19 protein-coding genes are annotated in these 22,051 nt (G+C 66.6%); 9 read left to right on the top strand and 10 right to left on the bottom strand.

Annotated features, from left to right (window positions below; translation table 11 throughout):
• Positions 1-38: 38 nt before the first annotated feature.
• The 3 genes from AC1RHV_RS09590 to azu all read right to left on the bottom strand — a co-directional run bounded on the left by AC1RHV_RS09590 (position 39) and on the right by azu (position 3,149).
• Entirely contained in the window at positions 39-902 is an 864-nt protein-coding gene (locus tag AC1RHV_RS09590) for an undecaprenyl-diphosphate phosphatase (RefSeq protein WP_054453176.1), read from the bottom strand.
• A gap of 18 nt (positions 903-920) precedes the next feature.
• On the bottom strand, positions 921-2,504 hold the full coding sequence (locus AC1RHV_RS09595; protein WP_054453178.1) for a TerC family protein: 1,584 nt from the start codon (positions 2,502-2,504) through the stop codon (positions 921-923).
• A gap of 195 nt (positions 2,505-2,699) precedes the next feature.
• Positions 2,700-3,149 carry an azurin gene (gene azu, locus AC1RHV_RS09600; RefSeq protein ID WP_054453180.1) on the bottom strand — a complete coding sequence of 150 codons (450 nt, stop codon included), beginning with the start codon at positions 3,147-3,149 and terminating at the stop codon, positions 2,700-2,702.
• A gap of 282 nt (positions 3,150-3,431) precedes the next feature.
• Here azu and AC1RHV_RS09605 point away from each other — a divergent pair, with 282 nt between their 5' ends.
• Genes AC1RHV_RS09605 through AC1RHV_RS09635 form a run of 7 tightly spaced genes read left to right on the top strand, consistent with a single transcriptional unit; the run spans position 3,432 to position 12,215 of the window.
• Complete coding sequence (locus AC1RHV_RS09605; RefSeq protein WP_492300549.1) at positions 3,432-5,696, top strand: 4Fe-4S binding protein; 2,265 nt, start codon at positions 3,432-3,434, stop codon at positions 5,694-5,696.
• 54 nt (positions 5,697-5,750) lie between these two features.
• On the top strand, positions 5,751-7,667 hold the full coding sequence (gene nosZ, locus AC1RHV_RS09610) for a TAT-dependent nitrous-oxide reductase (RefSeq protein WP_054453182.1): 1,917 nt from the start codon (positions 5,751-5,753) through the stop codon (positions 7,665-7,667).
• A 29-nt stretch (positions 7,668-7,696) separates the two neighbouring features.
• Positions 7,697-8,968, top strand: coding sequence for a nitrous oxide reductase family maturation protein NosD (locus tag AC1RHV_RS09615; RefSeq protein WP_225589090.1), 1,272 nt, complete (start codon positions 7,697-7,699; stop codon positions 8,966-8,968).
• A complete protein-coding gene (locus AC1RHV_RS09620) occupies positions 8,965-9,867 on the top strand; it encodes an ABC transporter ATP-binding protein (RefSeq protein WP_492300551.1) in 903 nt (300 codons plus the stop codon). The genes AC1RHV_RS09615 and AC1RHV_RS09620 overlap by 4 nt, the downstream gene beginning before the upstream one ends.
• The gene (locus AC1RHV_RS09625) at positions 9,864-10,694 is read left to right on the top strand and encodes an ABC transporter permease (protein WP_054453191.1); all 831 of its coding nucleotides are present in this window, start codon (positions 9,864-9,866) and stop codon (positions 10,692-10,694) included. The genes AC1RHV_RS09620 and AC1RHV_RS09625 overlap by 4 nt, the downstream gene beginning before the upstream one ends.
• Positions 10,691-11,191: a nitrous oxide reductase accessory protein NosL gene (locus AC1RHV_RS09630; RefSeq protein ID WP_054453193.1), complete on the top strand. Its 501-nt coding sequence runs from the start codon at positions 10,691-10,693 to the stop codon at positions 11,189-11,191. Before AC1RHV_RS09625 ends, AC1RHV_RS09630 begins: the two co-directional genes overlap by 4 nt.
• A 25-nt stretch (positions 11,192-11,216) precedes the next feature.
• Positions 11,217-12,215, top strand: a complete 999-nt coding sequence (locus tag AC1RHV_RS09635) for an FAD:protein FMN transferase (RefSeq protein WP_492300554.1) — start codon at positions 11,217-11,219, stop codon at positions 12,213-12,215.
• 67 nt (positions 12,216-12,282) lie between these two features.
• Here the strand turns inward: AC1RHV_RS09635 and AC1RHV_RS09640 are convergent, their stop codons facing one another.
• Positions 12,283-13,068, bottom strand: coding sequence for an inositol monophosphatase family protein (locus AC1RHV_RS09640; RefSeq protein WP_054453195.1), 786 nt, complete (start codon positions 13,066-13,068; stop codon positions 12,283-12,285).
• Between the two features lie 131 nt (positions 13,069-13,199).
• On the opposite strand from AC1RHV_RS09640, the gene AC1RHV_RS09645 reads away from it, so the two are divergent.
• Positions 13,200-13,991 carry an RNA methyltransferase gene (locus tag AC1RHV_RS09645; RefSeq protein WP_492300556.1) on the top strand — a complete coding sequence of 264 codons (792 nt, stop codon included), beginning with the start codon at positions 13,200-13,202 and terminating at the stop codon, positions 13,989-13,991.
• A gap of 66 nt (positions 13,992-14,057) precedes the next feature.
• On the opposite strand, the gene AC1RHV_RS09650 is transcribed toward AC1RHV_RS09645, so the two are convergent.
• On the bottom strand, positions 14,058-15,047 hold the full coding sequence (locus AC1RHV_RS09650; RefSeq protein ID WP_054453198.1) for a Bug family tripartite tricarboxylate transporter substrate binding protein: 990 nt from the start codon (positions 15,045-15,047) through the stop codon (positions 14,058-14,060).
• A gap of 159 nt (positions 15,048-15,206) precedes the next feature.
• Between AC1RHV_RS09650 and AC1RHV_RS09655 the strand changes: the two genes are divergently transcribed.
• Complete coding sequence (locus tag AC1RHV_RS09655; RefSeq protein WP_054453200.1) at positions 15,207-15,968, top strand: IclR family transcriptional regulator; 762 nt, start codon at positions 15,207-15,209, stop codon at positions 15,966-15,968.
• Between the two features lie 75 nt (positions 15,969-16,043).
• Here AC1RHV_RS09655 and AC1RHV_RS09660 read toward each other — a convergent pair whose 3' ends face one another.
• From AC1RHV_RS09660 to AC1RHV_RS09680, 5 genes are all read right to left on the bottom strand, one after another.
• Positions 16,044-16,877, bottom strand: coding sequence for a mechanosensitive ion channel family protein (locus AC1RHV_RS09660; protein WP_054453202.1), 834 nt, complete (start codon positions 16,875-16,877; stop codon positions 16,044-16,046).
• A gap of 151 nt (positions 16,878-17,028) precedes the next feature.
• Positions 17,029-18,144 carry a DUF1513 domain-containing protein gene (locus AC1RHV_RS09665; RefSeq protein WP_054453204.1) on the bottom strand — a complete coding sequence of 372 codons (1,116 nt, stop codon included), beginning with the start codon at positions 18,142-18,144 and terminating at the stop codon, positions 17,029-17,031.
• Complete coding sequence (locus AC1RHV_RS09670) at positions 18,134-19,222, bottom strand: imelysin family protein (RefSeq protein WP_175181866.1); 1,089 nt, start codon at positions 19,220-19,222, stop codon at positions 18,134-18,136. Before AC1RHV_RS09670 ends, AC1RHV_RS09665 begins: the two co-directional genes overlap by 11 nt.
• Complete coding sequence (locus AC1RHV_RS09675) at positions 19,222-20,730, bottom strand: di-heme oxidoreductase family protein (protein ID WP_492300558.1); 1,509 nt, start codon at positions 20,728-20,730, stop codon at positions 19,222-19,224. The genes AC1RHV_RS09670 and AC1RHV_RS09675 overlap by 1 nt, the downstream gene beginning before the upstream one ends.
• On the bottom strand, positions 20,727-22,025 hold the full coding sequence (locus AC1RHV_RS09680; protein ID WP_054453210.1) for an imelysin family protein: 1,299 nt from the start codon (positions 22,023-22,025) through the stop codon (positions 20,727-20,729). The genes AC1RHV_RS09675 and AC1RHV_RS09680 overlap by 4 nt, the downstream gene beginning before the upstream one ends.
• Positions 22,026-22,051 lie beyond the last annotated feature (26 nt).

The following is a 22,051-nucleotide window of genomic DNA, read 5'->3' on the forward strand; positions in this document are numbered from 1 at the left end:
TTGTCATTGCTGCTGCCGGCGAACCGCCGGCCACGCCATCAGCGCGTGAAGATCCAGGCCGCGACGACGCCGCCGAAGATGATCCGGTACCAGGCGAATACGCGGTAGGTATGGTTGGCGACAAAGCGCAGCACCGCGCGCACCACCACCATCGCGCTCAGGAACGCGGCGATGAAGCCCACCGCGATGCCCGACAGGTCGTGCTGGGTGAGCACGCCGAAGTTCTTGTACATGTCGTACACGGCCGCCCCCAGCATCGTGGGCATGGCCAGGAAGAACGAGAACTCGGTGGCCGTCTTGCGCTGGATGCCGGCGATCATGCCACCGATGATGGTGGCGCCCGAGCGCGAGGTGCCCGGGATCATGGCCAGGCATTGCGCCACGCCCACGCCGAGGGCCTGCTTCCAGGAGATCTGCTCCAGCGTGCGGGCCGTGGCGCGCTCATCCGAGGCGGTATCGTCGGCCGCGCCCGGCATGTCGCCCGGCGTATGGTGCGTCTTGCGCTCCACGTACAGCATGATCAGGCCGCCCAGCACCAGGGTCACGACCACCACGGCCGGGTGATAGAAGATGCTCTTGATGGACTTGATGAAGATGGCGCCGACGACGGCGGCCGGCAGGAAGGCGATGATCAGGTTGCGGGTGAAAGCGACCTCGGTGGGCACCCCGGTCAGCGTGCCGCGGATCAGCGTCAGCAGGCGCGCGCGGAACACCCACATCACCGCCAGGATGGAGCCCAGCTGGATCACCACCTCGAATACCTTGCCCTGGCTGGATTCGAAATTGATCCAGTCGCCCACCAGGATAAGGTGGCCGGTGCTGGACACGGGAATGAATTCCGTCAGGCCCTCGATGATGCCCAGGACGAAAGCTTTGATCAGATATAGGGTGTTTTCGGTCACGATGGCAGGTCGGTCCAGTTAGTCGTTGGCTAGGGATTCGTCGTCCGCAAGCATTTCCTGCGGCCGCTTCTCGACGCGCACCAGCGCGATGCGGCGGCCGTCCATTTCCAGGACTTCAAAGCGGAAATGCTCATGGTGGATCTCGTACTCGCAGACGTCGCCCGGCTTGGGCAGGTGCCCGAAGCGCGACAGCAGGTACCCCGCCAGGGTTGAAAAATCCTGGGCATCATCGACCAGGCCCTCGGTTTCCAGCACCTGCTCGACATGGTGCAGATCAGCCGCGCCGTCGATTTTCCAGGTGTTCTCGCCGTCGGCGACGATGTCGGGAAGCTCATCTTCGTCGGGGAATTCGCCGGCGATCGCCTCGAACACGTCGATCGGCGTCACCAGGCCCTCGATGGCGCCGAACTCGTCGGCCACCAGCACCAGCTGGCCGCGCGAACGCTTGAGCGTGTCCATCAGGCGCAGGATGCCGATGGACTCGTGCACGATGATGGGGTCGCGCAGACGGTTGCGGCGCACCCTGCCCTCGGTGATCAGGTCGGCCACCAGATCCTTGGCGCGGCCGATGCCCAGCACCTCGTCCAGGGAACCCCGGCAAACGGGGAAAAAGCTGTGCGGCGCCTCGGTCAGCTGGCGGCGGATGGTTTCCGGGTCGTCGTCGATGTTGATCCACGACACGTCCGTGCGCGGCGTCATGATCGAACGGATCGACCGCTCGGCCAGGGTCAACACGCCGCTGACCATATTGCGCTCCTCGACCCCGAAAGCCGGGATGGCCGGGCCGTTCGCGCTGGGCAGGTCGGGTTCGTCGGCAGGCGGACGCTTGCCCAGCATGCGCAGCACTGCGGAAGCGGTACGTTCGCGCATCGGCCGGCGCGCATCCAGCTTGAGCAGGTTGCGGCGCGCCACCTGGTTGAGCGCCTCGATGGCGACCGAGAAGCCGATAGCCGCGTACAGGTAGCCCTTGGGCACCTTGAAGCCGAAGGCTTCAGCCAGCAGCGAAAAGCCGATCATGAGCAGGAAGCCCAGGCACAGCACCACCACCGTGGGGTGGGCGTTGACGAAGCGCGTCAGCGGCTTGGACGCCAGCAGCATGATGCCGATGGCGATGATCACGGCAATCATCATGATGGCCAGGTGGTCCACCATGCCGACCGCCGTGATGACCGAGTCCAGCGAGAACACCGCGTCCAGCACCACGATCTGCGTGACGATCACCCAGAAGCTCGCGTACACGCGCGGCCCCGATGAGCCGCCGTGCTGGGAGCCCTCCAGGCGCTCATGCAGTTCCATCGTGCCCTTGAACAGCAGGAACAGGCCGCCGATCATCAGGATCAGGTCGCGGCCCGAGAACGACAGCGGGCCGATGGAAAACAGGGGGGTGGTCAGCGTGACCAGCCATGACATGACCGACAAGAGGCCTAGACGCATGATGAGCGCCAGGCTCAGGCCCATGATGCGCGCGCGGTCGCGTTGCGCAGGGGGCAGCTTGTCCGCCAGGATGGCGATGAAAATCAGGTTATCGATCCCCAGGACGATCTCAAGGACGACCAGGGTAAGCAAGCCGACCCACGCAGTAGGGTCCAGCAGCCACTCCATCAGGAGCTCCAGAAGTTACACGACCGGTAATCGTACATGGAAAATCCGTGACACGCCGGTGACGAACCCCGTCCTTATGCCTGAGGCGCACGCGGTTTAGGCCTGTAGAACCAGGACATCCGGGGTCTGGCGCCATTGCCGGAGCGGACAAAAAAAAACCGGCTTGCAGCCGGCTTTCAGGTCCAGGACAGCCAATCAGTCGCTGAGCTTGAGCGTGCCCTTCATCATGGCCCAGTGGCCCGGGAACGAGCAGAAGTAGGCATAGGCCTCGCCCGGGGTGAGCTTGGAAACGTCGAACGTAACCGAATCCGACTCGCCGCCGCCGATGACCTTGGTGTGGGCGATGACGCGGGTGTCTCCCGCCTTGACGTAATCCTGCGGCAGGCCGGCGTTCATGCCGTCGGTGGCCACGGCCGTCTTGTCGGCTTCCTTGGTCAGCACCCAGTTGTGGCCCATGGCGACCTTGGCCATTTTGCCGACGTGCTTGAGATGCACGGTGAATTGCTTGCAGCTTTTGTCGACAACCATTTCCTTCAGGTTGTACTGCATGGCGTCGTTGCTTTCTATGGTTGCTTCGCACTGAGCGGCCAACGCGGGCAGGCTGGCTGCGGACAGAGCGATGGCGAGGGTGGCTTTTGCCAGCATGGAGATTCTCCGTAAACGTTGGCGGCTCTTCCGACACGCGCGAGGCACATGCCTAGCGTCGCTGCCGCCACGCACAAGTCTATGGCGCAGCGCAAAGCGCGCTATTGACCGGCATCAATAGCGCCTCGTTCAACCTCTCCAAAACGGGGATATCCCCTACAAAACGCAGGGGCATTGCCTCCGCACGGTCCGCGCGCGTACGCCGATTGACAAACCGCAATACGACCGATGCCAAGCATTCTTAGGATGCCTGCAAACAAACACAATCAGCAGAGTACGAAAATGCAAGGCAGCACAGCGGCGGGGCGCGGGTTCAGTCGGTACAAGTGGTTCGTGCATGCAGTCTTTCTTTTCTTGCTGCTGCTGTGCTCGCAGGTCTTCAGCGCCGCTCAGGCCCAACGCCTGCCGGATTTCCTGGGCAGCATCCCCATCGGACAGATCTTCCCCGGCGCGGACCGCGCCGACCCGCCCGCCGGCAAGCCCATGGTTGCCAAGGTGTATGCGGGCACGCGCCAATTGGGCGTGGTCTATCTGACGTCCGACGTCGTCAACACCCGCGGCTACTCCAGCAAGCCCATCGACGTGCTGGTCGGCCTGGCCAACGACGGACGCATCGTCGGCGCGCGCCTCGTGGAGCACCACGAGCCCATCGTGCTCATCGGCATTCCGCAGTCCAAGGTCGACCATTTCATCAGCGGCTACGTCGGGCTGAACTTCGTGGACTCCCCTCCCCGCCATGGCGCCCCGCCGCCCGTGGACATCATCAGCGGCGCGACCGTCACGCTGATGGTGATCGGCGACAGCATCACGCGCTCGGCCATCGCCGTGGCGCGCGCCCATGGCATCGACAAGACCGCCACGGTGGCGCCGTCGGCCGCGCCCGTTGCCGCCCGCGTCGTGGACGATGCGCGCGATGCCGTCCAGTCCTGGCAGGACCTGCTGGATGCCGGAGCGGTGCGCAATCTGCGGCTGAACCCCGAGGACGTGAACCAGGCCTTCCGCGCATCGGGCAGGAACGACGCCGCAGCCAATACAGAAGGCAGCACGGACGCGGACGGCTTCATCGACCTGTACGCCGCGCTGGTCAGCGTACCCGAGATCGGCCGCAGCCTGCTGGGCGACACGGAATGGCAGCGCCTGAAGGAAAGGCTCAAGCCCGGCCAGCAGGCCGTGCTGGTGGCCGGCAACGGCGCCTACTCGTTCAAGGGCTCGGGCTACGTGCGCGGCGGCATCTTCGACCGCATCGAGATCATCCAGGACGAAAGCAGCTTCCGCTTCCGCGACCGCAATCACCAGCGCCTGGCCGACGTGGCCGCGCAGGGCGCGCCCGCGTTCCGCGAAGTAGCCCTGTTCGTCGTGCCCGAGGACGCCGCGCTGGATCCGGTCGCGCCCTGGCGCCTGCAGCTGATGGTGCAACGCGTGCTCAGCGTCAGCGACAAGGCCTTCGTCACCTTCGACCTGAGCTATGAACTGCCGGCGGCCTATACCCGGCCGGTGGCGGGCGCGCAGGCATCCGCCGCGCCCCCGCCGACTGCCGATCAAGCCGCCCCGGCCCAGACTGCGCAGGAAGAAGACGCCGCGCCCGCGCTATGGAAACAGATCTGGCGCGGCAAGGCCGGCCAGGTCGCCGTGCTGACGGTGGCGCTGCTGGTGCTGGTGGGCGTCTTCTTCTTCCAGGACCAGCTCGCCAGCCGTCCGCTGCTGCACGACCGCCTGCGGCTGGCGTTCCTGGCGTTCGCTTTGTTCTGGATCGGCTGGTACGGCCAGGCCCAGCTTTCCGTGGTCAACGTGCTGACTTTCTTTTCGGCCATGCGCAGCGACTTCCGCTGGGAATACTTCCTGATGGACCCGCTGGTGTTCATCCTGTGGTGCGCCACGGCCATCTCCATGGTCTTCTGGAACCGCGGCGCCTTCTGCGGCTGGTTATGCCCCTTCGGCGCGCTGCAGGAACTCAGCAACCGCATCGCCCGCCGCCTGGGTGTGCGCCAGCTCAAGATCAGCCACGGCGTGAACCAGCGCCTGTCGACCTTGAAGTACGTGATCTTCCTGCTGCTGTTCGGCTTCTCCTTGTACGACCTGGCGCTGGCCGAACAGTTGTCCGAGGTCGAACCCTTCAAGACCGCGATCATCCTGCGCTTCATGCGCTACTGGCCGTTCGTCGCATTCGCCGTGGCGCTGCTGGCCGCCGGCCTGTTCGTGGAGCGCTTCTTCTGCCGCTATCTCTGTCCGCTGGGGGCCGCGCTGGCAATCCCTGCGCGGCTGCGCATCTTCAACTGGCTGCGCCGCTACCGCGACTGCGGCAATCCCTGTCAACGCTGCAATCTCGAATGTCCGGTACAGGCGATCGACCCCACCGGCGAGATCAATCCGAACGAGTGCATCCAATGCCTGCACTGCCAGATGCTCTACCACCACGAACAGAAGTGCCCACACCTGATCCAGAAGAAGGCCAAGCGGGAGCGCCGCCGCGCGCCCGCCGCCGAACCCGCCGAGCAGGTCATCGTCATGCACCGCGCGCCGAATCCGAATAGCGAACCTGGCGCCTGATCCCGCTTTCCGCACCGCGGCGCCCGGGGCGCCGTCCCTACCAAGGAGTTATCCATGTCAGACAAGAATCCCGACAAGGCCGGCCTCACCCGCCGCAGCTTCCTCGGCACCGCAGCCATCACGGGCGCCGCCGGCCTGGTGGCCGGGGCGCAGATCTCCACCGCCCACGGCAAGGATGCAAAGGGCGGCGCGAACGGCGTGCTGGGCCACGTCGCGCCCGGCGAGCTGGACGAATACTATGCCTTCAATTCCAGCGGCCAGTCGGGCGAGGTGCGCGTGCTGGGGCTGCCCTCCATGCGCGAACTGGTGCGCATCCCGGTCTTCAACCATTGCAGCGCCACCGGCTGGGGCCGCACCAATGAAAGCCGCAAGATCCTGACCGAAGGCCTCACGCCCGAAACCCGCGAGTACCTGAAGGACAAGGGCGGCGTCTTCATCAACGGCGACGCGCACCACCCGCACCTGTCCTTCACCGACCGCACCTACGACGGCCGCTATCTGTTCATCAACGACAAGGCCAACAACCGCGTCGCGCGCATCCGCCTGGATGTAATGAAGACAGACAAGATCACCGAGCTACCCAACGTCTCCGGCGTGCATGGCCTGCGGCCGCAGCGCTACCCGCGCACGGGCTACGTTTTCGCCAACGGCGAGCACATCATCCCGCTGCCCAACGACGGCAAGGTGACGGACGATCCCAAGAAGAACTTCTTCGCCATCTACACCGCCCTGGACGGCGACACCATGAAGGTCGCCTGGCAGGTGCTGGTCGACGGCAACCTGGACAACGGCGACGCCGACTACCAGGGCAAGTACTCGTTCTCCACCTGCTACAACTCGGAGAAGGGCGTCACGGTGGAAGAAGCCTCGGCCAACGAGCAGGACTGGGTCGTGGTGTTCAACATCAAGCGCATCGAGGAAGCCGTCAAGAATGGCGACTTCAAGATGATGGGCGGCGTGCCGGTCGTCGACGGACGCCACGGTTCCAAGTACACCCGCTACATCCCCGTGCCGAACTCGCCGCACGGCTGCAACGCTGCGCCCGACGGCATCCACCTGGTGCTCAACGGCAAGCTCTCGCCCACCGTCACGGTGCTGGACGTGCGCACGCTGGACGATCTGTTCGACGACAAGATCAAGCCGCGCGACTGCGTGGTGGCGGAGCCGCAGTTGGGCCTGGGGCCGCTGCACACGGCGTTCGACGGCCGCGGCAACGCCTACACCACGCTGTTCATCGACAGCCAGATGGTCAAGTGGAACATCGACAAGGCAAAGCGCGCCTACAAGGGCGAAAAGGTCGACCCGATCATCCAGAAGCTGGACGTGCACTATCAGCCCGGTCACAACCATTCGACCATGGGCGAGACCCGCGAGGCCGACGGCAAATGGCTGGTGTCGCTGAACAAGTTCTCGAAGGACCGTTTCCTTAACGTCGGCCCGCTCAAGCCCGAGAACGACCAGCTCATCGACATTTCCGGCGACGAGATGAAACTGGTGCATGACGGCCCCAGCTTCGCCGAGCCGCACGACATGTGCCTGGTGCACCGCTCCAAGGTCCATCCGGTAAGCGTCTGGAAGCGCGACGACCCGATGTGGGAAGACGCCCGCCAGATGGCCAAGAAGGACGGCGTTTCGCTGGACGATGCGGCCAAGGTCGTGCGCGACGGCAACAAGGTGCGCGTGTACATGATGGCGGTCGCGCCCATGTTCAGCATCAAGAAGTTCGAGGTCAACCAGGGCGACGAGGTCACCGTGGTGGTCACGAACATGGAAGTGATCGAGGACCTGACGCACGGCTTCACGCTCGAAGGCCATGGCATCGCCATGGAGATCGGGCCGCAGGCCACATCCTCGGTCACCTTCACGGCGGACCGGCCGGGCGTGTATTGGTACTACTGCCAGTGGTTTTGCCACGCCCTGCACATGGAGATGTCCGGCCAGATGGTCGTCCATCCCAAGAAGACCGCGTAGCGCATATGAAGCTCGCCGCAATCCTTGGGATGAGCGCAAGCAGGACCGCCGGCGCCGCGCTGCTGGCGGCCGCCGGGCTGGCGCTGTCGGGCGCGGCGGCCGCGGCGACCGTGGAGATCGCCGCGGGCGCCGACCTGACGGCGGCGATCGCCTCTGCCGCGGCCGGCGACGTGCTGCGGCTGGCGCCCGGCTCCTACGCCGGCGGCATCGTCATCGACAAGCCCCTGACGCTGGAAGGCCCCCAGGACCGTTCGGCCGTCATCGCCGGCACGCGCCAGGGGCGCACCGTCTGGGTCACGGCCGCCGACGTGTCGCTGCGCAACCTGACCGTCACGCGTTCCGGCCTGAGCCTGTCCGACATGGACGCCGGCATCTTCCTGGACCGCGAGGCGCACCGCGCGCTGGTGGAGCGCAACGACGTCCTGGACAACCTGGTCGGCGTGCACGTCTGGGGGCCAGCCGACGCTACCGTCCGCGGCAACCGCATCGTGGGCAACAAGGAGCTGCGCGTGGCCGAGAGAGGCAACGGCGTGACGCTGTGGAACACGCCAGGCACGCGCGTGCTGGACAACGACATATCCGCCGGCCGCGATGGCATCTTCGTCAACACCAGCAAGCTCAACACGTTCAGCGGCAACCGCTTCCACGACCTGCGCTACGCGGTGCACTACATGTACACCAACGATAGCGAGATCAGCGGCAATGTATCCACTGGCACCGACATCGCCTACGCCATCATGTATTCGCACCGGCTGGTGGTGCGCGACAACGTCGCGCTGGACAGCCAGGAGCAGGGCCTGATGCTGAACTACGCCAACCATTCCACGATCGCCAACAACACGGTGGACCGCGCCGGGAAATGCGTGTTCATCTACAACGCCAACCGCAACACCTTCCTGGACAACCATTTCTCCAACTGCGACATCGGCGTGCATTTCACGGCCGGGTCCGAAGGCAACCGGATCTCGGGCAACGCCTTCATCAACAACCGCAACCAGGTGAAGTACGTGGGCACGCGCACACTGGACTGGTCGGTGGACGGGCGCGGCAATTACTGGAGCGACAACACCGCGTTCGACCTGGACGGCGACGGCATCGCCGACACCGCCTACCGGCCGAACGACGTGGTCGACCAGTTGCTGTGGCGCGCGCCGGCGGCCCGCATCCTGCTGAACAGCCCGTCGATTTCCATCGTGCGCTGGGCCCAGTCGCAGTTTCCCGCCATCCTGCCAGGCGGCGTGATCGACAGCGCCCCGCTGATGCAGCCTCCGCCCACCGCAAGCACCAAGGAATCCCCATGAGCACCGACCTGGTGGCGCTTACCGGCGTCAGCAAGCACTATGGCGCGCATCAGGCCATCGACGGCCTGGACCTGCAGCTGCGCGAAGGCGAATGCGTTGCGCTCGCCGGACACAATGGCGCCGGCAAGAGCACGATGATCAAGCTCATCCTGGGCCTGATACGTCCCACCCGCGGCCGCGTCGCGATCTTCGGCCAGGACGCGCACAGCCCCGCCGCGGCGCGCCTGCGCGGCCGGATCGGCTACCTGCCCGAGACCGTGGCGCTGCATCCCTCGATGACCGGCGAGGAAACCCTGGCGTTCTACGCCAGGCTCAAGCGCCAGCCGCTGTCGGGCAACGCCGCGCTGCTGGAGAAGGTCGGCATCGCCGGCGCCGCGCGCCGCCGCGTGGGCGGCTACTCCAAGGGCATGCGGCAGCGCCTGGCGCTGGCGCAGGCGCTGCTGGGCCAGCCCCGCGTGCTGCTGTTCGACGAGCCCACCACCGGCCTGGACCCCGCCTCGCGCCTGATGTTCTACGACATCGTCCACGAACTGCGCGCGGCCGGCGCCACGATACTGCTGAGCACGCACGCCCTGTCCGAACTGGCCGGCCATGCGGACCGCATCGTCGTGATGAAGGCGGGAAAAAAGATCGCCGACGGCGCGATGTCGGCGCTGCGGCGCTCCACCGGGCTGCCCATCCGCATCCGCCTGACCTTTGCCGATGCCAGCGCGCCGCCGCCCGGCGGCAATTGGCGCCGCATCGATGCCGGGCGCTTTGAACTGGCCTGCCCCGAGAGCGGCAAGGTCGAAGCGATCCGTGGCATCGGCGCGCTGTCGTCGGCCATCGCCGACCTCGACATCCAGGTCCCGGGCCTGGACGACATCTACGCACATCTGCTTGAACGGGAAGACGTATGAACGCGGTATGCACCATCATCGGCAAGGAAATCCGCGACGGCCTGCGCAATCGCTGGGTGCTGGCGACCGCCCTGCTGCTAGCCGCGCTGGCGCTGGCGCTGGGCCTTTTGGGCAGCTCGCCCACGGGCACCGTCAAGGCCGAGCCGCTGACCGTCACGGTGGTCAGCCTGTCCAGCCTGTCGATCTTCCTGGTGCCGCTCATTGCCATGCTGCTGGCCTATGACGCCGTGGTCGGCGAGGTCGACCGGGGCACAATGGCGCTGCTGCTCAGCTACCCGGTTTCGCGCGGCCAGGTATTGATCGGCAAATTCATCGGCCACCTGGCCATCCTGGCGCTGGCCACGGGCGCGGGCTACGGTTCCGCCGGGCTGGCGCTGCAATGGGCCTACGGCGGCCTGGACCCCAGCGCCTGGCAGCCGTTTGCCCTATTGATCGGCGCCAGCGTGCTGCTGGGCGCGAGCTTTCTCGCCATGGGCTACCTGATCAGTTCGCTGGTGCGCGAGCGCGCCACGGCCGCCGGCATCGCCGTCGGCGTCTGGCTGTTCTTCGTGGTGATCTACGACATGGCGCTGCTGGGCGTGCTGGCGGCCGACCAGGGCCGCCACGTCAGCCCCGGCCTGCTCAACGCGCTGCTGCTGCTCAACCCGTCCGACGTATACCGCCTGCTCAACCTGACGGGCTTCGAGAACATTTCGCTGTATGCCGGCATGGCGGGCGTGAGCGACCAGGCCAGCCTGCCGCTCGCCGCGCTGGTCGCGGCGCTGCTGCTGTGGATCGCCGTGCCGTTCCTGCTGGCGACCGCCGCTTTCAGGAACAAACCGCTATGAAATCCCTGCGACTCATGCTGGCCGCCTCCATCGTGCTGCTGGCCGCGGGCTGCGGCAGCGGCGCCGCGCCCGAAACCGCGCCTCCGCCGCAGGCCGTGACGACGGAGTCCGTCGGCCATTACTGCGGCATGGCGCTGAGCGAACACAACGGTCCCAAGGGACAGATATTCGTCAAGGGGCAGGCCGCGCCCGTGTGGTTCTCCTCGATCAAGCAGGTCTTCGCCTACACCCTGCTGCCCGAAGAACCCAAGGGCATCAGCGCCATCTACGTCAACGACATGTCCACCGCGGGCGCGGGCGGCGCGCCGGACCCGGCGGCCTGGATCGACGCGCGGCAGGCGTACTACGTCATCGAAGGCCGCTACATCGGCGGCATGGGCGCCGAAGATGCCATCCCCTTCTCCCGCCGCGACCATGCGCAGGCTTTCGCCGATACCCACGGCGGCCGCGTCGTCACCTTTGCCGACGTGCCGGAAAGCTATGTCTTCGCCCAATAGCCCGCGCCTCTACAGGCCTATCGCCATGAACCCTACCCGCCGCCGTTTCATCGGCATCGCCGCCGCAGCCAGCGCGCTGGCACTGGCCCCCGTCGCCGCGCGCCGCGCCGCCGCCTCGATTGCACCCATCACCTGGCAAGGCACGGCGCTGGGGGCCGATGCCGAGCTGCGTCTCTACCATCCCGACGCCGCAGCGGCCCAGCGCCTGATCGCGCAGTCCTTGCAGGAACTGCGGCGGCTGGAAGCCATCTTCAGCCTCTATCGCGACGACAGCGCGCTTTCGCGTTTGAACCGCCAGGGCTTCCTGGACAATCCGCCGGCCGACTTGCTGCGGCTCTTGAGCGAAAGCCGGCGCTACAGCGAGCTGACCTCAGGCATGTTCGATCCTACCGTACAGCCTTTGTGGCAGCTGTATGCCGAACACTTCTCGCAGCCCGGCGCTGCCGCCGACGGTCCGCCGGCCCAGGCCATCGCGCAGGCGCTATCGCGCGTGTCGCATGCCGACGTGATGCTGGACGACAGCCGCATCGAACTGCTGCGGCCCGGCATGGGCATCACGCTCAACGGCATCGCCCAGGGCTACATCACCGACCGCATCACCGATCTGCTCAGGCGCGGCGGGCTGGAACGGGCGCTGGTGGACATGGGCGAAATACAGGGGCTGGACGGCAGCGCTACGCCGCAGCCCTGGAAGGTCGGCATCGCCGACCCGCGCGACCCGGCGCGCCTGCTCGCCAGCGCCAGCATGACGAACCAGGCCCTGGCGACTTCCGGCGGCTATGGCACCGCCATCGACCCCGCGGGCCGGTACACGCATCTGTTCGATCCCCGCACCGGCCGCGCGCGGCCGCGATACCTGAGCGTGTCCGTCATGGCGCCGTCCGCGACCATGGCCGATGCCCTATCGACGGCTTTCTCGAACATGCCGCTGGAAACGACGCAGGCGGTGGTGCGGGAGCTGGGGCTGCGCGCGTGGTTTGTGGCGGAGGATGGGCAGTTGGTATTGCAGGGTCAGGCCGGCTGAGCCTGCGCCCGCGCATGAAAAAACCGGCCATGGCCGGTTTATTTCATTCTGGCGGAAGCGTTCCGCTTCAAGCCGCCGAAGGCGGATTCAGCGAGGACAGCATCTGCGTGAAGATCTTGGGGCTGGCGGCCAGCACGTTGCCGCTGTCCATCCAGCCTTGCTCGCCGTCGAAGTCGGCCACCAGGCCGCCGGCTTCCAGCACCATCAGGCTACCTGCAGCCAGGTCCCAGGCCTTCAGGCCCACGCCGCAGAAGCCGTCCAGGCGGCCGCAGGCCACGTAGGCCAGGTCCAGCACGGTGGAGCCCAGGCGGCGCACGCCGGTGCTGCCTTCGGCCATCTGGCGGAAACGCGCGGAGCCTTGTTCCGGATCGCCGGAGTTGGGCCAGTGCGCGCCCAGCAGGGCCTCGTGGTAGCGGGTACGGCCCGAGACGCGCACGCGGCGGTCGTTCAGGAAGGTGCCGCTGCCACGGCTGGCCGTGAATAGTTCATTGCGGGTCGGGTCGTAGATGACCGCCTGCGTGACCTGGCCGCGCTGCGTCAGCGCGATCGACACGGCGTAGTTGGGCAGGCCGTGGATGAAGTTGGTGGTGCCATCCAGGGGATCGATGATCCACTGGAATTCCGCCTGGTCGGGGCCTTGCAGGCCGAATTCCTCGCCCAGCACGGCGTGGTCCGGGTAAGCCGCGCGCAGCGTCTCGACGATCGACTCCTCGGCGGCGCGATCGACTTCCGTGACATAATCCCGCGGCCCCTTGCGAGCCACGCTGAGTCGTTCCAAATCCATGCTGGCACGGTTGATAATGGTGCCGGCACGCCGGGCCGCCTTGATGGCGATGTTGAGCATCGGGTGCATAAAATTCCGTACGAATGCGATGAGTTGGCTTGATGATAGGCCGCTTGCCGCCCCCCCGGTCCGCCGTTCCCCGACAGGGGGAAATCGACCCAAAAAACCAGGAAGGCACTAAGCCAAACGTGCCATTTTAAATGACTCAAGCATTTTCACGTGTTCGCTTCGTTATGGTGAACCCCAGCCACCCCGGAAACGTGGGTTCGGCGGCCCGCGCCATCAAGACGATGGGCTTCTCCGAACTGGTTCTGGTCGAGCCTAAATTTCCAGATGTAACAAGCCAGCCGGAGGCCGTGGCGCTCGCCAGCGGCGCGCTGGACGTGCTGGAAAATGCCCGCATTTACGGGTCCCTGGAAGAAGCGCTGGCCCCGGTCACCATGGCATTCGCGCTGACCGCGCGGGTACGCGACCTGGGCCCCCCGCCCTGCGACATCCGCCAGGCGGCCGAACTGGCCCGCGCCCACCTGGGCGAAACGGCCGAAGGCGTGGCCGCCGTGGTGCTGGGCACCGAACGCGCCGGGCTCACCAACGCCCAGATCGCGCTGTGCCATCGCATCTGCCATATCCCTGCCAATCCTGAGTACAGCTCGTTGAACGTGGCCCAGGCCCTGCAGCTGGCCGCCTGGGAGCTGCGCTACGCGCTGCTGGTGGACCAGGGCGCGGCGCTGCTGCCGGCCTCCACCGCGCAAGAGGCGCCGCGCGGCGCGGCGCCGGCTTCGGGCGAGGCGATACAGGCCTTCCTGGCGCACTGGGAAGAAGCGCTGGTCGGCGTGCAGTTCCTGGATCCTGCCCACCCCAAGAAGCTGATGCCGCGCATGCGGCACCTGTACTCCCGCCTTGCGCTGAGCCGCGACGAGGTGGACATGATGCGCGGGGTCTGCACGGCCATGCTGGCCACGGCGCGCCGCAACGGCGGGGCAAAAAAATAGGGGCGCAGGCTTACGCCTGTCCCCCAGCAAGGTTTGCCGGGCGGCTTGCCGCCCGGAAATCGAACATCAGTCCACCTTGGCGCCCGAGGCCTTGACCACGGGGGCCCAGCCTTCCACTTCCGACTTGATGAACTGGCCGAATTCGGCCGGCGTCGTCTTCACGCCCACGGCGCCCAGCTTCTCGAAGCTGAGCTGCACTTCGGGCTTGTCCAGGGCCTTGACCATGGCGGCGTTGAGCTTGTTCACGACTTCCGGCGGCGTGCCGGCGGGCGCGATCAGGCCGAACCACGAAGACACGTCGAAGTTGGCGAAACCGGATTCCTTCATGGTCGGCACGTCAGGCGCGCTCTTGGAGCGTTCGGTCGTGGTCACGGCCAGGGCGCGCAGCTTGCCCGACTGCACGTGGGGCCAGGCCGACGGCATGTTGTCGAACATGAACTGCACCTGGCCGCCGATCAGGTCGGTCACGGCCGGCGCGCTGCCCTTGTAGGGCACGTGCAGCACGTCGATGCCGGTCTGCATCTTGAAGAGCTCGCCCGCCATGTGGATGGACGTGCCGCTGCCGGACGAGGCGAACGCCAGCTTGCCGGGATTCTTCTTGGCGTAGTCCACCAGTTCCTGCACCGATTTCACGGGCACTGTCGGGTTCACCACCAGGATGTTCGGCACCTTGGCGCCCAGCGCCACCGGCGTGAAATCCTTGGTCAGGTCGAAATTGACGTTCTTGTACAGCGTCTGGTTGATGGCGCTGGTCACGGCCACGAACAGCAGCGTGTAGCCGTCGGGGTCTGCGCGCTTTACCTGGTCGGTGGCGATATTGCTGCCGGCGCCCGGCTTGTTCTCGACCACGAAGGACTGGCCGAGGCTTTCGGTCAGCTCCTTGGCCATGATGCGGGCGATCACGTCAGTGGTGCCGCCGGCGGAAAAACCGACCACGATGCGGACGGGCTTGTCGGGATAGGCGGCATGGGCCGAACCCATTGCGAATGCGCTTGCGGCGGTAGCCAGAAGGGTGGCGGCAATACGCCGCAGTCCAGGCTTTTGACCTGTAGTCATAGAGTCTCCGTGCAGGTACTGTCCATTGAATGGACGATTTGAATTGTTCGATGCAGCATTCTGAGCTATACACATGCACTGCATCAAGGTAGAGTCCACAGCACGGACAGTGGTTTTCCCTTGAATATTCCGTAATAACCCGAGTTTTCAGAGATTTTCATGCAAGATAGCGACGCCGCGGCCGCGGGCCCACGCACATTGCGGCGCGGATTGGCCGTCCTGGCCGCCCTGCGGGACCAGGGCCCTGACGGCCTGAGCGTGACCGATATCGCCCGCCTCACGGGCATACAGCGTCCCACCATCTACCGCCTGCTGGCCGCCCTGCTGGATGCCGGGCTGGTGCTGGCCGTGACCGGCACCAAGAAGTACCGCGCCCAGTTGGCGGTGGACCCGGACACGCGCTCGCGCGACCCGCGCGTGCGCCAGCTGCTGCCCGTGCTGCGGCGCCTGGCCGATCGCACCGGCGACGCGGTATTCCTGGTAGTGCGCGAAGAGGACGACTCCATCAGCCTGCATCGCGAGATCGGCAGCTATCCGGTGCAGATCCTGGCCACCTACGCCGGCAAGCGCCAGCCGCTGGGCGTGGGATCGGGCGGCATGGCGTTGCTGGCCGCCCTGCCCGACGACGTTGCGCGCGGCATCGTCGAGCGCAACTCGGGACGGCTGGACGAATACGGCGGCATGACGCCGCAGGAAATGTTCCGCCTGATCGAAAACACCCGCGCCCGCGGCTATTCCGTGGTGGGCAACCACGCGGTGCGCGGCGCGCTGGGCGTGGGCTGCGCGCTGCTGGACGCGCAGGGCGCGCCTATCCTGGCGGTCAGCGTCACGGCCATCATCGACCGCATGCCGGCCCAGCGCCAGCGCGAAATCGCCGGTTGGATCAAGAACGAACTGGCGCGCCTGTCGATGCAGGCCTGAGGCCTGCTTGCCGCCGGCAAAAAATAGGGGCGCCCAGCGGGGCGCCCATTGTCATTCCAGGGAAGGCCACCTGCTTCAGGCCGCCGCTCCCGGCTTGGCGTTCTGGATCTCGCGCATGGGGATCGGCGGCTGGAAGCCCGCGTCTTCCAGCGACTTGCGGATGTCCTGGTACAGGCCCCAGCGCAGGTCCCAGTACTTGGCCGACTCGGTCCATACCCGCACGTTCACGACCACGCCGTTCTCCTTGTAGTCGACCACCTTCACCAGCGGCTCGGGATCCTTCAGCGTTTCCGGGCGTGCGTCGACGATGGCGCGCAGCTTGGCCACCACCACTTCCAGGTTGTCGCCATAGCGCACCGGCACCGGGATATCCAGGCGGCGCGTCTTGTTGCGGCTGTAGTTGGTGATCGTGGCGTTCCACACCGTGCTGTTGGGCAAGGTCAGATGGATGCCGTCGACCTGGATCAGGCGCGTCAGGAAGAGGCCGACCTCTTCCACCGTGCCGTCCACGCCGGTGCTGAGCGCCACGTATTCGCCCGCGCGTATCGGGCGCAGGATCAACAGCATGATGCCGGCGGCGATGTTCTGCAGCGTGCCTTGCAAGGCCAGGCCCACGGCCAGGCCGGCTGCGCCCAGCACGGCGATCAGGCTGGCCGTCTGCACCCCGAAACGCGCCAGCACCGCAATCACGGTGAAGATGCGCACCGTCCAGACCACCGTGCTGTAGAACATGGGCACGATGGTCGGATCGATCTTCTTGGAGCGCGTCGCGGCGCGGCGGACCCAGCTGCCCAGCAGCGACGACACCCACCAGCCGATGATGAGGATCAGCAGCGCAACCGCCAGATTGAGGCCCAGGTCAACCAGCTTGGGAGCCCAGGCGTTAAATTCTTTCAAGGCTTCTTCCATGGATACTCCTGCGGAAAAGTTGAGGCCGCGCAGCGTCCCGGCAACGGACGCCTGGCGGCCTGAAAAAAGCAGCCGAAAACTTTATCAGATGGCGCTTGCGATAAGGGCCGCATCGCGGCCCCGTTGTGTCAAGCTTTGTAAGCACGCGGGTTCAGGCCCGCGCCGGAACTTTGCGGAAATGGTTGTCCCAGGAGACCTCGCGCGACGGCGCCAGCACGGGCTGCTCCTTGCCGGACGCGTCGGTGCGCAGCATCGCTCCCAGGCCGCTGCTCAGCAGGAAGCCGTCTCCGGCGGCCGGCGCCACGCCGCAGCCATCGGCCAGTTCGGTCGTGCCCAGGCAACGGCCGCTGGCCGCGTCCCAGTAGATCACCTGCCCGCCCACCGGGCTGGATGTCGCGACCACGGCGCCCGCGGCATCCACCGCCACCGAACCGACATAATTGCGCATCTGGCGCAGCGCCTGCGTGGGTCCTTCGAACAGTTCCAGCTGCGCGCCGCGCCTGTGCCGTCCCACCAGCGCCGGCCGGTCGGAGGCCGGACCCATGTACTGGCAGCCAAACCAGACGCAGCCGTCGGCGGCCAGCGCCAGGTGGCGGATGGACAGGCGGTGCAAGGCGGGCTCCAGCTCCACTTTTTCCAGCAGCTCGCCGCTGGCCGCGTCGATGTAGGCCAGCGAGGGCCGCATCGTGTCCAGGTTGAGTTCCAGCTTGCCGTAGTCTGGATGCGTCAGGATGCCGCCGTTGGCGACGCACAGCGTCTTGCCGTCGGGCATCAACACGACTTCATGCGGACCGATGCCGCCGCTGTCGAATTCGCCGATACGGCGGTATGCGCCCCCGGGCGAGGCGTCGTACAGCCCCAGCACGCCCCGGCCCGCTTCAAAATCGTTTTCGGTGGCGGCCAGCAGCCGGCCGCCGTCCACGTAGGCGCCATGGCCGAAGAAGTGGCGTTCCTCGTGCATGGGCAAGGCCTGGGGCTCGCCGCCGCGCAGCGAGAAGGCCAGCGCGAAGAAGCCCGGCTGGCGGCCGAAGACGACCGCGCGTTCCCCCGCGGCATCGATGGCGAAGCTGTGTCCGCGCGCGGGCATCGGCACCACCAGCCGGTCATGCCCGGCCGCGTCCAGCAGCGCGGTTTCGTCGCGCCCGCCGCGTTTGCGCGCGCTCAGGTACAGGACTTCGCCGTCTTTGGGCGCAGCCGCCAACGCCGCCGCCGGAGCCAGGCCCAGCGCGGCCGCAAGCGACAAGAAGCGGCGCCGGTCAATCGCCATCGAGCGCATTGAATCCGATCGTGACGCCCAGGGCCGGCGCCAGATTCTCGTCGACGATGGCCTTGGCGTTCTTCAGGGTCAGCGCCGCCAGCGTCAGTTGCCTGCGCCCGTCCTCCTGAGCCAGGGCCTGCTCCAACGGCGTTGGCACATCCAGCAGCGTGCGCGCCGCGCTGGCCAGTTCACCGCGCACGGACTCGGCCATCCAGGCATCGCCCTTGGGCAGCGCATAGGCGCCCGCCTGGTAGAAGGCCTGCAGCCCTTCCAGGTTGGCCGCCAGCAGGCGCGTGGACAGCTGGCTGCGCCAGAATGCGGCGCGCTTGGGCCGCGCCGCTTCCGGCGTGTCGCCCAGCACCGGCAGGATCTTCACGTCGCGTGCGAACTGCAATCCCGTGGAAAGCGACTTCATGGCCTCGGCCGCGATTTCCTGCTGGTCGCGGTACAGGTCGTTGCCGGCCTTGGGTTGCGCAAACTGCCGGCCGAAATCGCCTTCGGCGCTCCAGGCCTGGGCTACATCGCGCGAGATCTGCCTGACGTTGGCGACCACCGCCCGGGCGTAATCGCAGGCGTAGGTGCCGACCTGCCCGCCATCCTGCCGCAGCAAGGCCGGCTCGCCGTACAACACATATTCCAACGCGGGCAGGCCCTGCACGGCCACGCTGCGTCCCGCTAGTGCACCGGGCACGAGCAAGGCGCCGTCCTGGGCGGTGATCAGCGCCTGCACCTGCTTGGGCATGACGCCGCGCGTATCGGGCCAGAACGCCAGGCGCTCGTAGCGGTTGGCCTGCACCAGCGGGCCGAAGCGCAGGAACTCGATGCCGGACCACGCCAGGGCCAGATTTTCGAAAGCCTCTTTGACGCGCTTCGCGTCGGCTGCGCCGGGCTGCGCGCACCAGCCGCCCAGCGCGCCGTCCAGCGCCGACGCCGCGTCAACCATCCTGGCCACGGCGGGACGGGCGTAATCGCGCGCGAGGCGCTCGCCCAGGTCGGAGGGCGGCGCGGCCAGCGCGGCCGAGGGTGCGGCCAGGACCAGCGTCGCGGCCGCGGCGCGCTTGAACATCAGCTTTGCAAATCCGGCCATCACAGCGACTCCAGGAAACGAATGAGATCGGCGCGTTCTTCCGGCGTCATCGCCACCACGCGATCGCGCGCCGGCTTGGCCTGGCCGCCATGCCACAGCACGGCTTCCAGCAAGGTGCGCGCGCGTCCGTCATGCAGCCAGGTGGCATTGGGGTTCACGGTCTTGGTCAGGCCGATGCCCCACAGCGGCGGCGTGCGCCATTCGCGGCCATTGGCCAGGCCGTCCGATACGCCGTCGGCCAGATCCTCGCCCATGTCGTGCACCAGCATGTCGGTGTAGGGCCAGATCAGCTGGAAGCGATGCTCGGGCTGCTTGGCGTTGCGGCTGGTGACGTACTTGGGCACGTGGCAGGCGACGCAATTGGCTTCGTAAAACAGCTTCTTGCCGGCCAGCACCCGCGCATCGTCGGCGTCACGGCGCTGCGGCACGGCAAGGTTGGTGGAATAGATGGTGACGAAGTCCATCAGCTTGGCCGGCACTTCCTCGGGGCCGAAGCGTGGCTGCGCGCCGTGCGGCATGTCCAGGCACTGCTTCTGCGAAGGCGTGCAGTCGCCGGAATGCTGAGGGAACAGAGGCGTGGACAGCCCCATGTCGTTGGAGAAGGCGGCTGCGCTCTGCTGCTCGACCGTGGGTTGGCCGGCCTTCAGGTTGAAGCGGCCCAGCACGCGCGCGCCAGTGCGCGCGTCGGTGACCCAGTTGGCCTTGCCGACAATGCCGTCGCGCTTGTCCGCGCCCACGTTGGCCAGGATGTCGGCTTCGTGGATGGATTCCAGCAGGCCCAGGCCTATCATGGGCGGCGCCAGGCGCGGCGAGATCTGCGTGTCCGCGCGCATCGGGCCATAGCCCAGGTTCTCGATGCGGTAGGCCGGCTTCATCAGCGTGACGGTTTCACCGCCGTTGAGCGCGACCGGGACCGGCTGGTATTCGATCTCCATGCGGCCTTCGGCGGGCAGGCCCGCGACCGCGAAGTTCTGCAGTTGCACGCCGTAAACGGGTTCGGGCAAGGCCGCGATCTCGCCCGGCGCGAGCTTGGGGTGGCCGCGGTCGGCGCCCTGCGGCACCGCCAGGCGCAGCAACAGCGCTACCGCATCGGTACGTTCCAAAGGATCGAAGCCCGGCACCGTGCCGCGTCCGTCCTTGGTGTGACAGGCCTGGCAGGAACGCGCATTGAAGAGCGGGCCCAGGCCATCGGACGCCTGCGTGGAAGCCGGCGCCGAGACCCAGTCCTTGCGGAACAGGCCGTTGCCGACCTGGAATTCCTGGCGCCCTTCGAAGCTCATGTTGGCCGACGGCTGCGAAAAGATGTCGGCGTTGATGAGTTTGTTGGTGGTGGCGGCCCCAGCCTGCATGGTCTCGAAGGTCTCGACCTTGGAGAAATCGCGCGTGGGCGCCGTGATGGCGGTCACGCGTTTCAGATCTTCGGGCGTGAGGTCGTCACGCCCGGTTGGAGCGGCGGCGGCGCCGGCATGGGCCGACGCCGCCAGTACGGCGGCTAAAACGAGTTTCACTTGAATACGGCGTCAGGTTTGTCCAGGCTGTCGGAACCTTCGATGGCAACCTTACCCAGGTCCAGCAGGGCGATCACGCGCTCCAGACTACGGGTCTGGTCGACCAGGCGGTCGATGGCGGCCTGGACCACGGCATTGCCTTCCTTGTTGCCGTCCGAAATCATCTGGTCGTAGGTTTCGACCGTTTCGGCGCGCGTCTTCATCGCCTGCATGGCGGCCACGGTGGCGTCCAGCTTGGCGCGAACCTCGGCATCCAGCTTGGGATCGCGGGCCTTCACCAGTTCCGACAGGCTGGCGCCCGAGACGGTCTTGCCGTCGATGCGGGTGTAGCTGCCCAGGTAGACGTTGCGGATGCCGATCTGGTCGTAATAGTGCGAGTTGTGCGTATTGTCCGAGAAGCAGTCATGCTCTTCTTCGGGGTCATGCAGCATCAGGCCCAGCTTCATGCGTTCGCCGGCCAGCTCGCCGTAGGACAGGCTGCCCAGCCCGGTCAGCATGGCGATCAGGCCGGCCTTCGGATCTTCTTCGACGGCCTTGCGCGCGGCGCCGTCCTTCTTCCAGTTGCCGACCATCTCTTCCAGGTCCGTCACCAACAGATCGGTCACGGCCTTCAGGAACTGCACGCGGCGTTCGCAGTGGCCGCCCGTGCACTGCTTCGGATCGAAATCGGTGTGCGGACGGTTGCCGGCATGGCGTTCCTGCGGCGTGCCCTTGCGGTCTGCCGGCGCGGGGCCGGTGCCGTTCAGGTCCTGGCCCCACAGCAGGAATTCGATGGCGTGGTAGCCCGTGGCCACGTTGGCTTCGTTGCCGTCGGCTTCATGCAGCACCTCGGACAGCAGCTGGGGCGTGATCTTGCTGACGTCGACGGTCTTGCCGCCCACCGAGATCTTGGAATTGGCGATGACGTTGACGGCGTAGTAGGCGTTCTCGTCGTTTTCCGTGCCGTAGGAGGCGTCGACGTAGTCGATCAGGCCTTCGTCCAGCGGCCATGCGTTCACACGGCCTTCCCAATCGTCGACGATGGGGTTGCCGAAGCGGTACGCCTCGGTCTGCTGGTACGGCACGCGCGCCGCAAGCCAGGCCTCGCGCGCGGCCTTCAGCGTTTCGGCGCTGGGCTTGGCGATCAGGGCGTCGATGGCTGTGCGCAGGGCTTTGGCGGAAGTCAGCGAGTCTTCGTAGCCGGCCAGCGCCAGATCCGAATACGTGGCGACCACGGCCTTGGGCTCGGCCGCAGCCTGGGCCGTCCCCCCGAACACCGCAGCGGCCAACACCGCTCCCAACAACAACTTGCGCATCGACTCTCTCCCGTAACAGGAACGGA

The organism is Achromobacter sp. GW823-FHT04E03, from assembly GCF_058796095.1.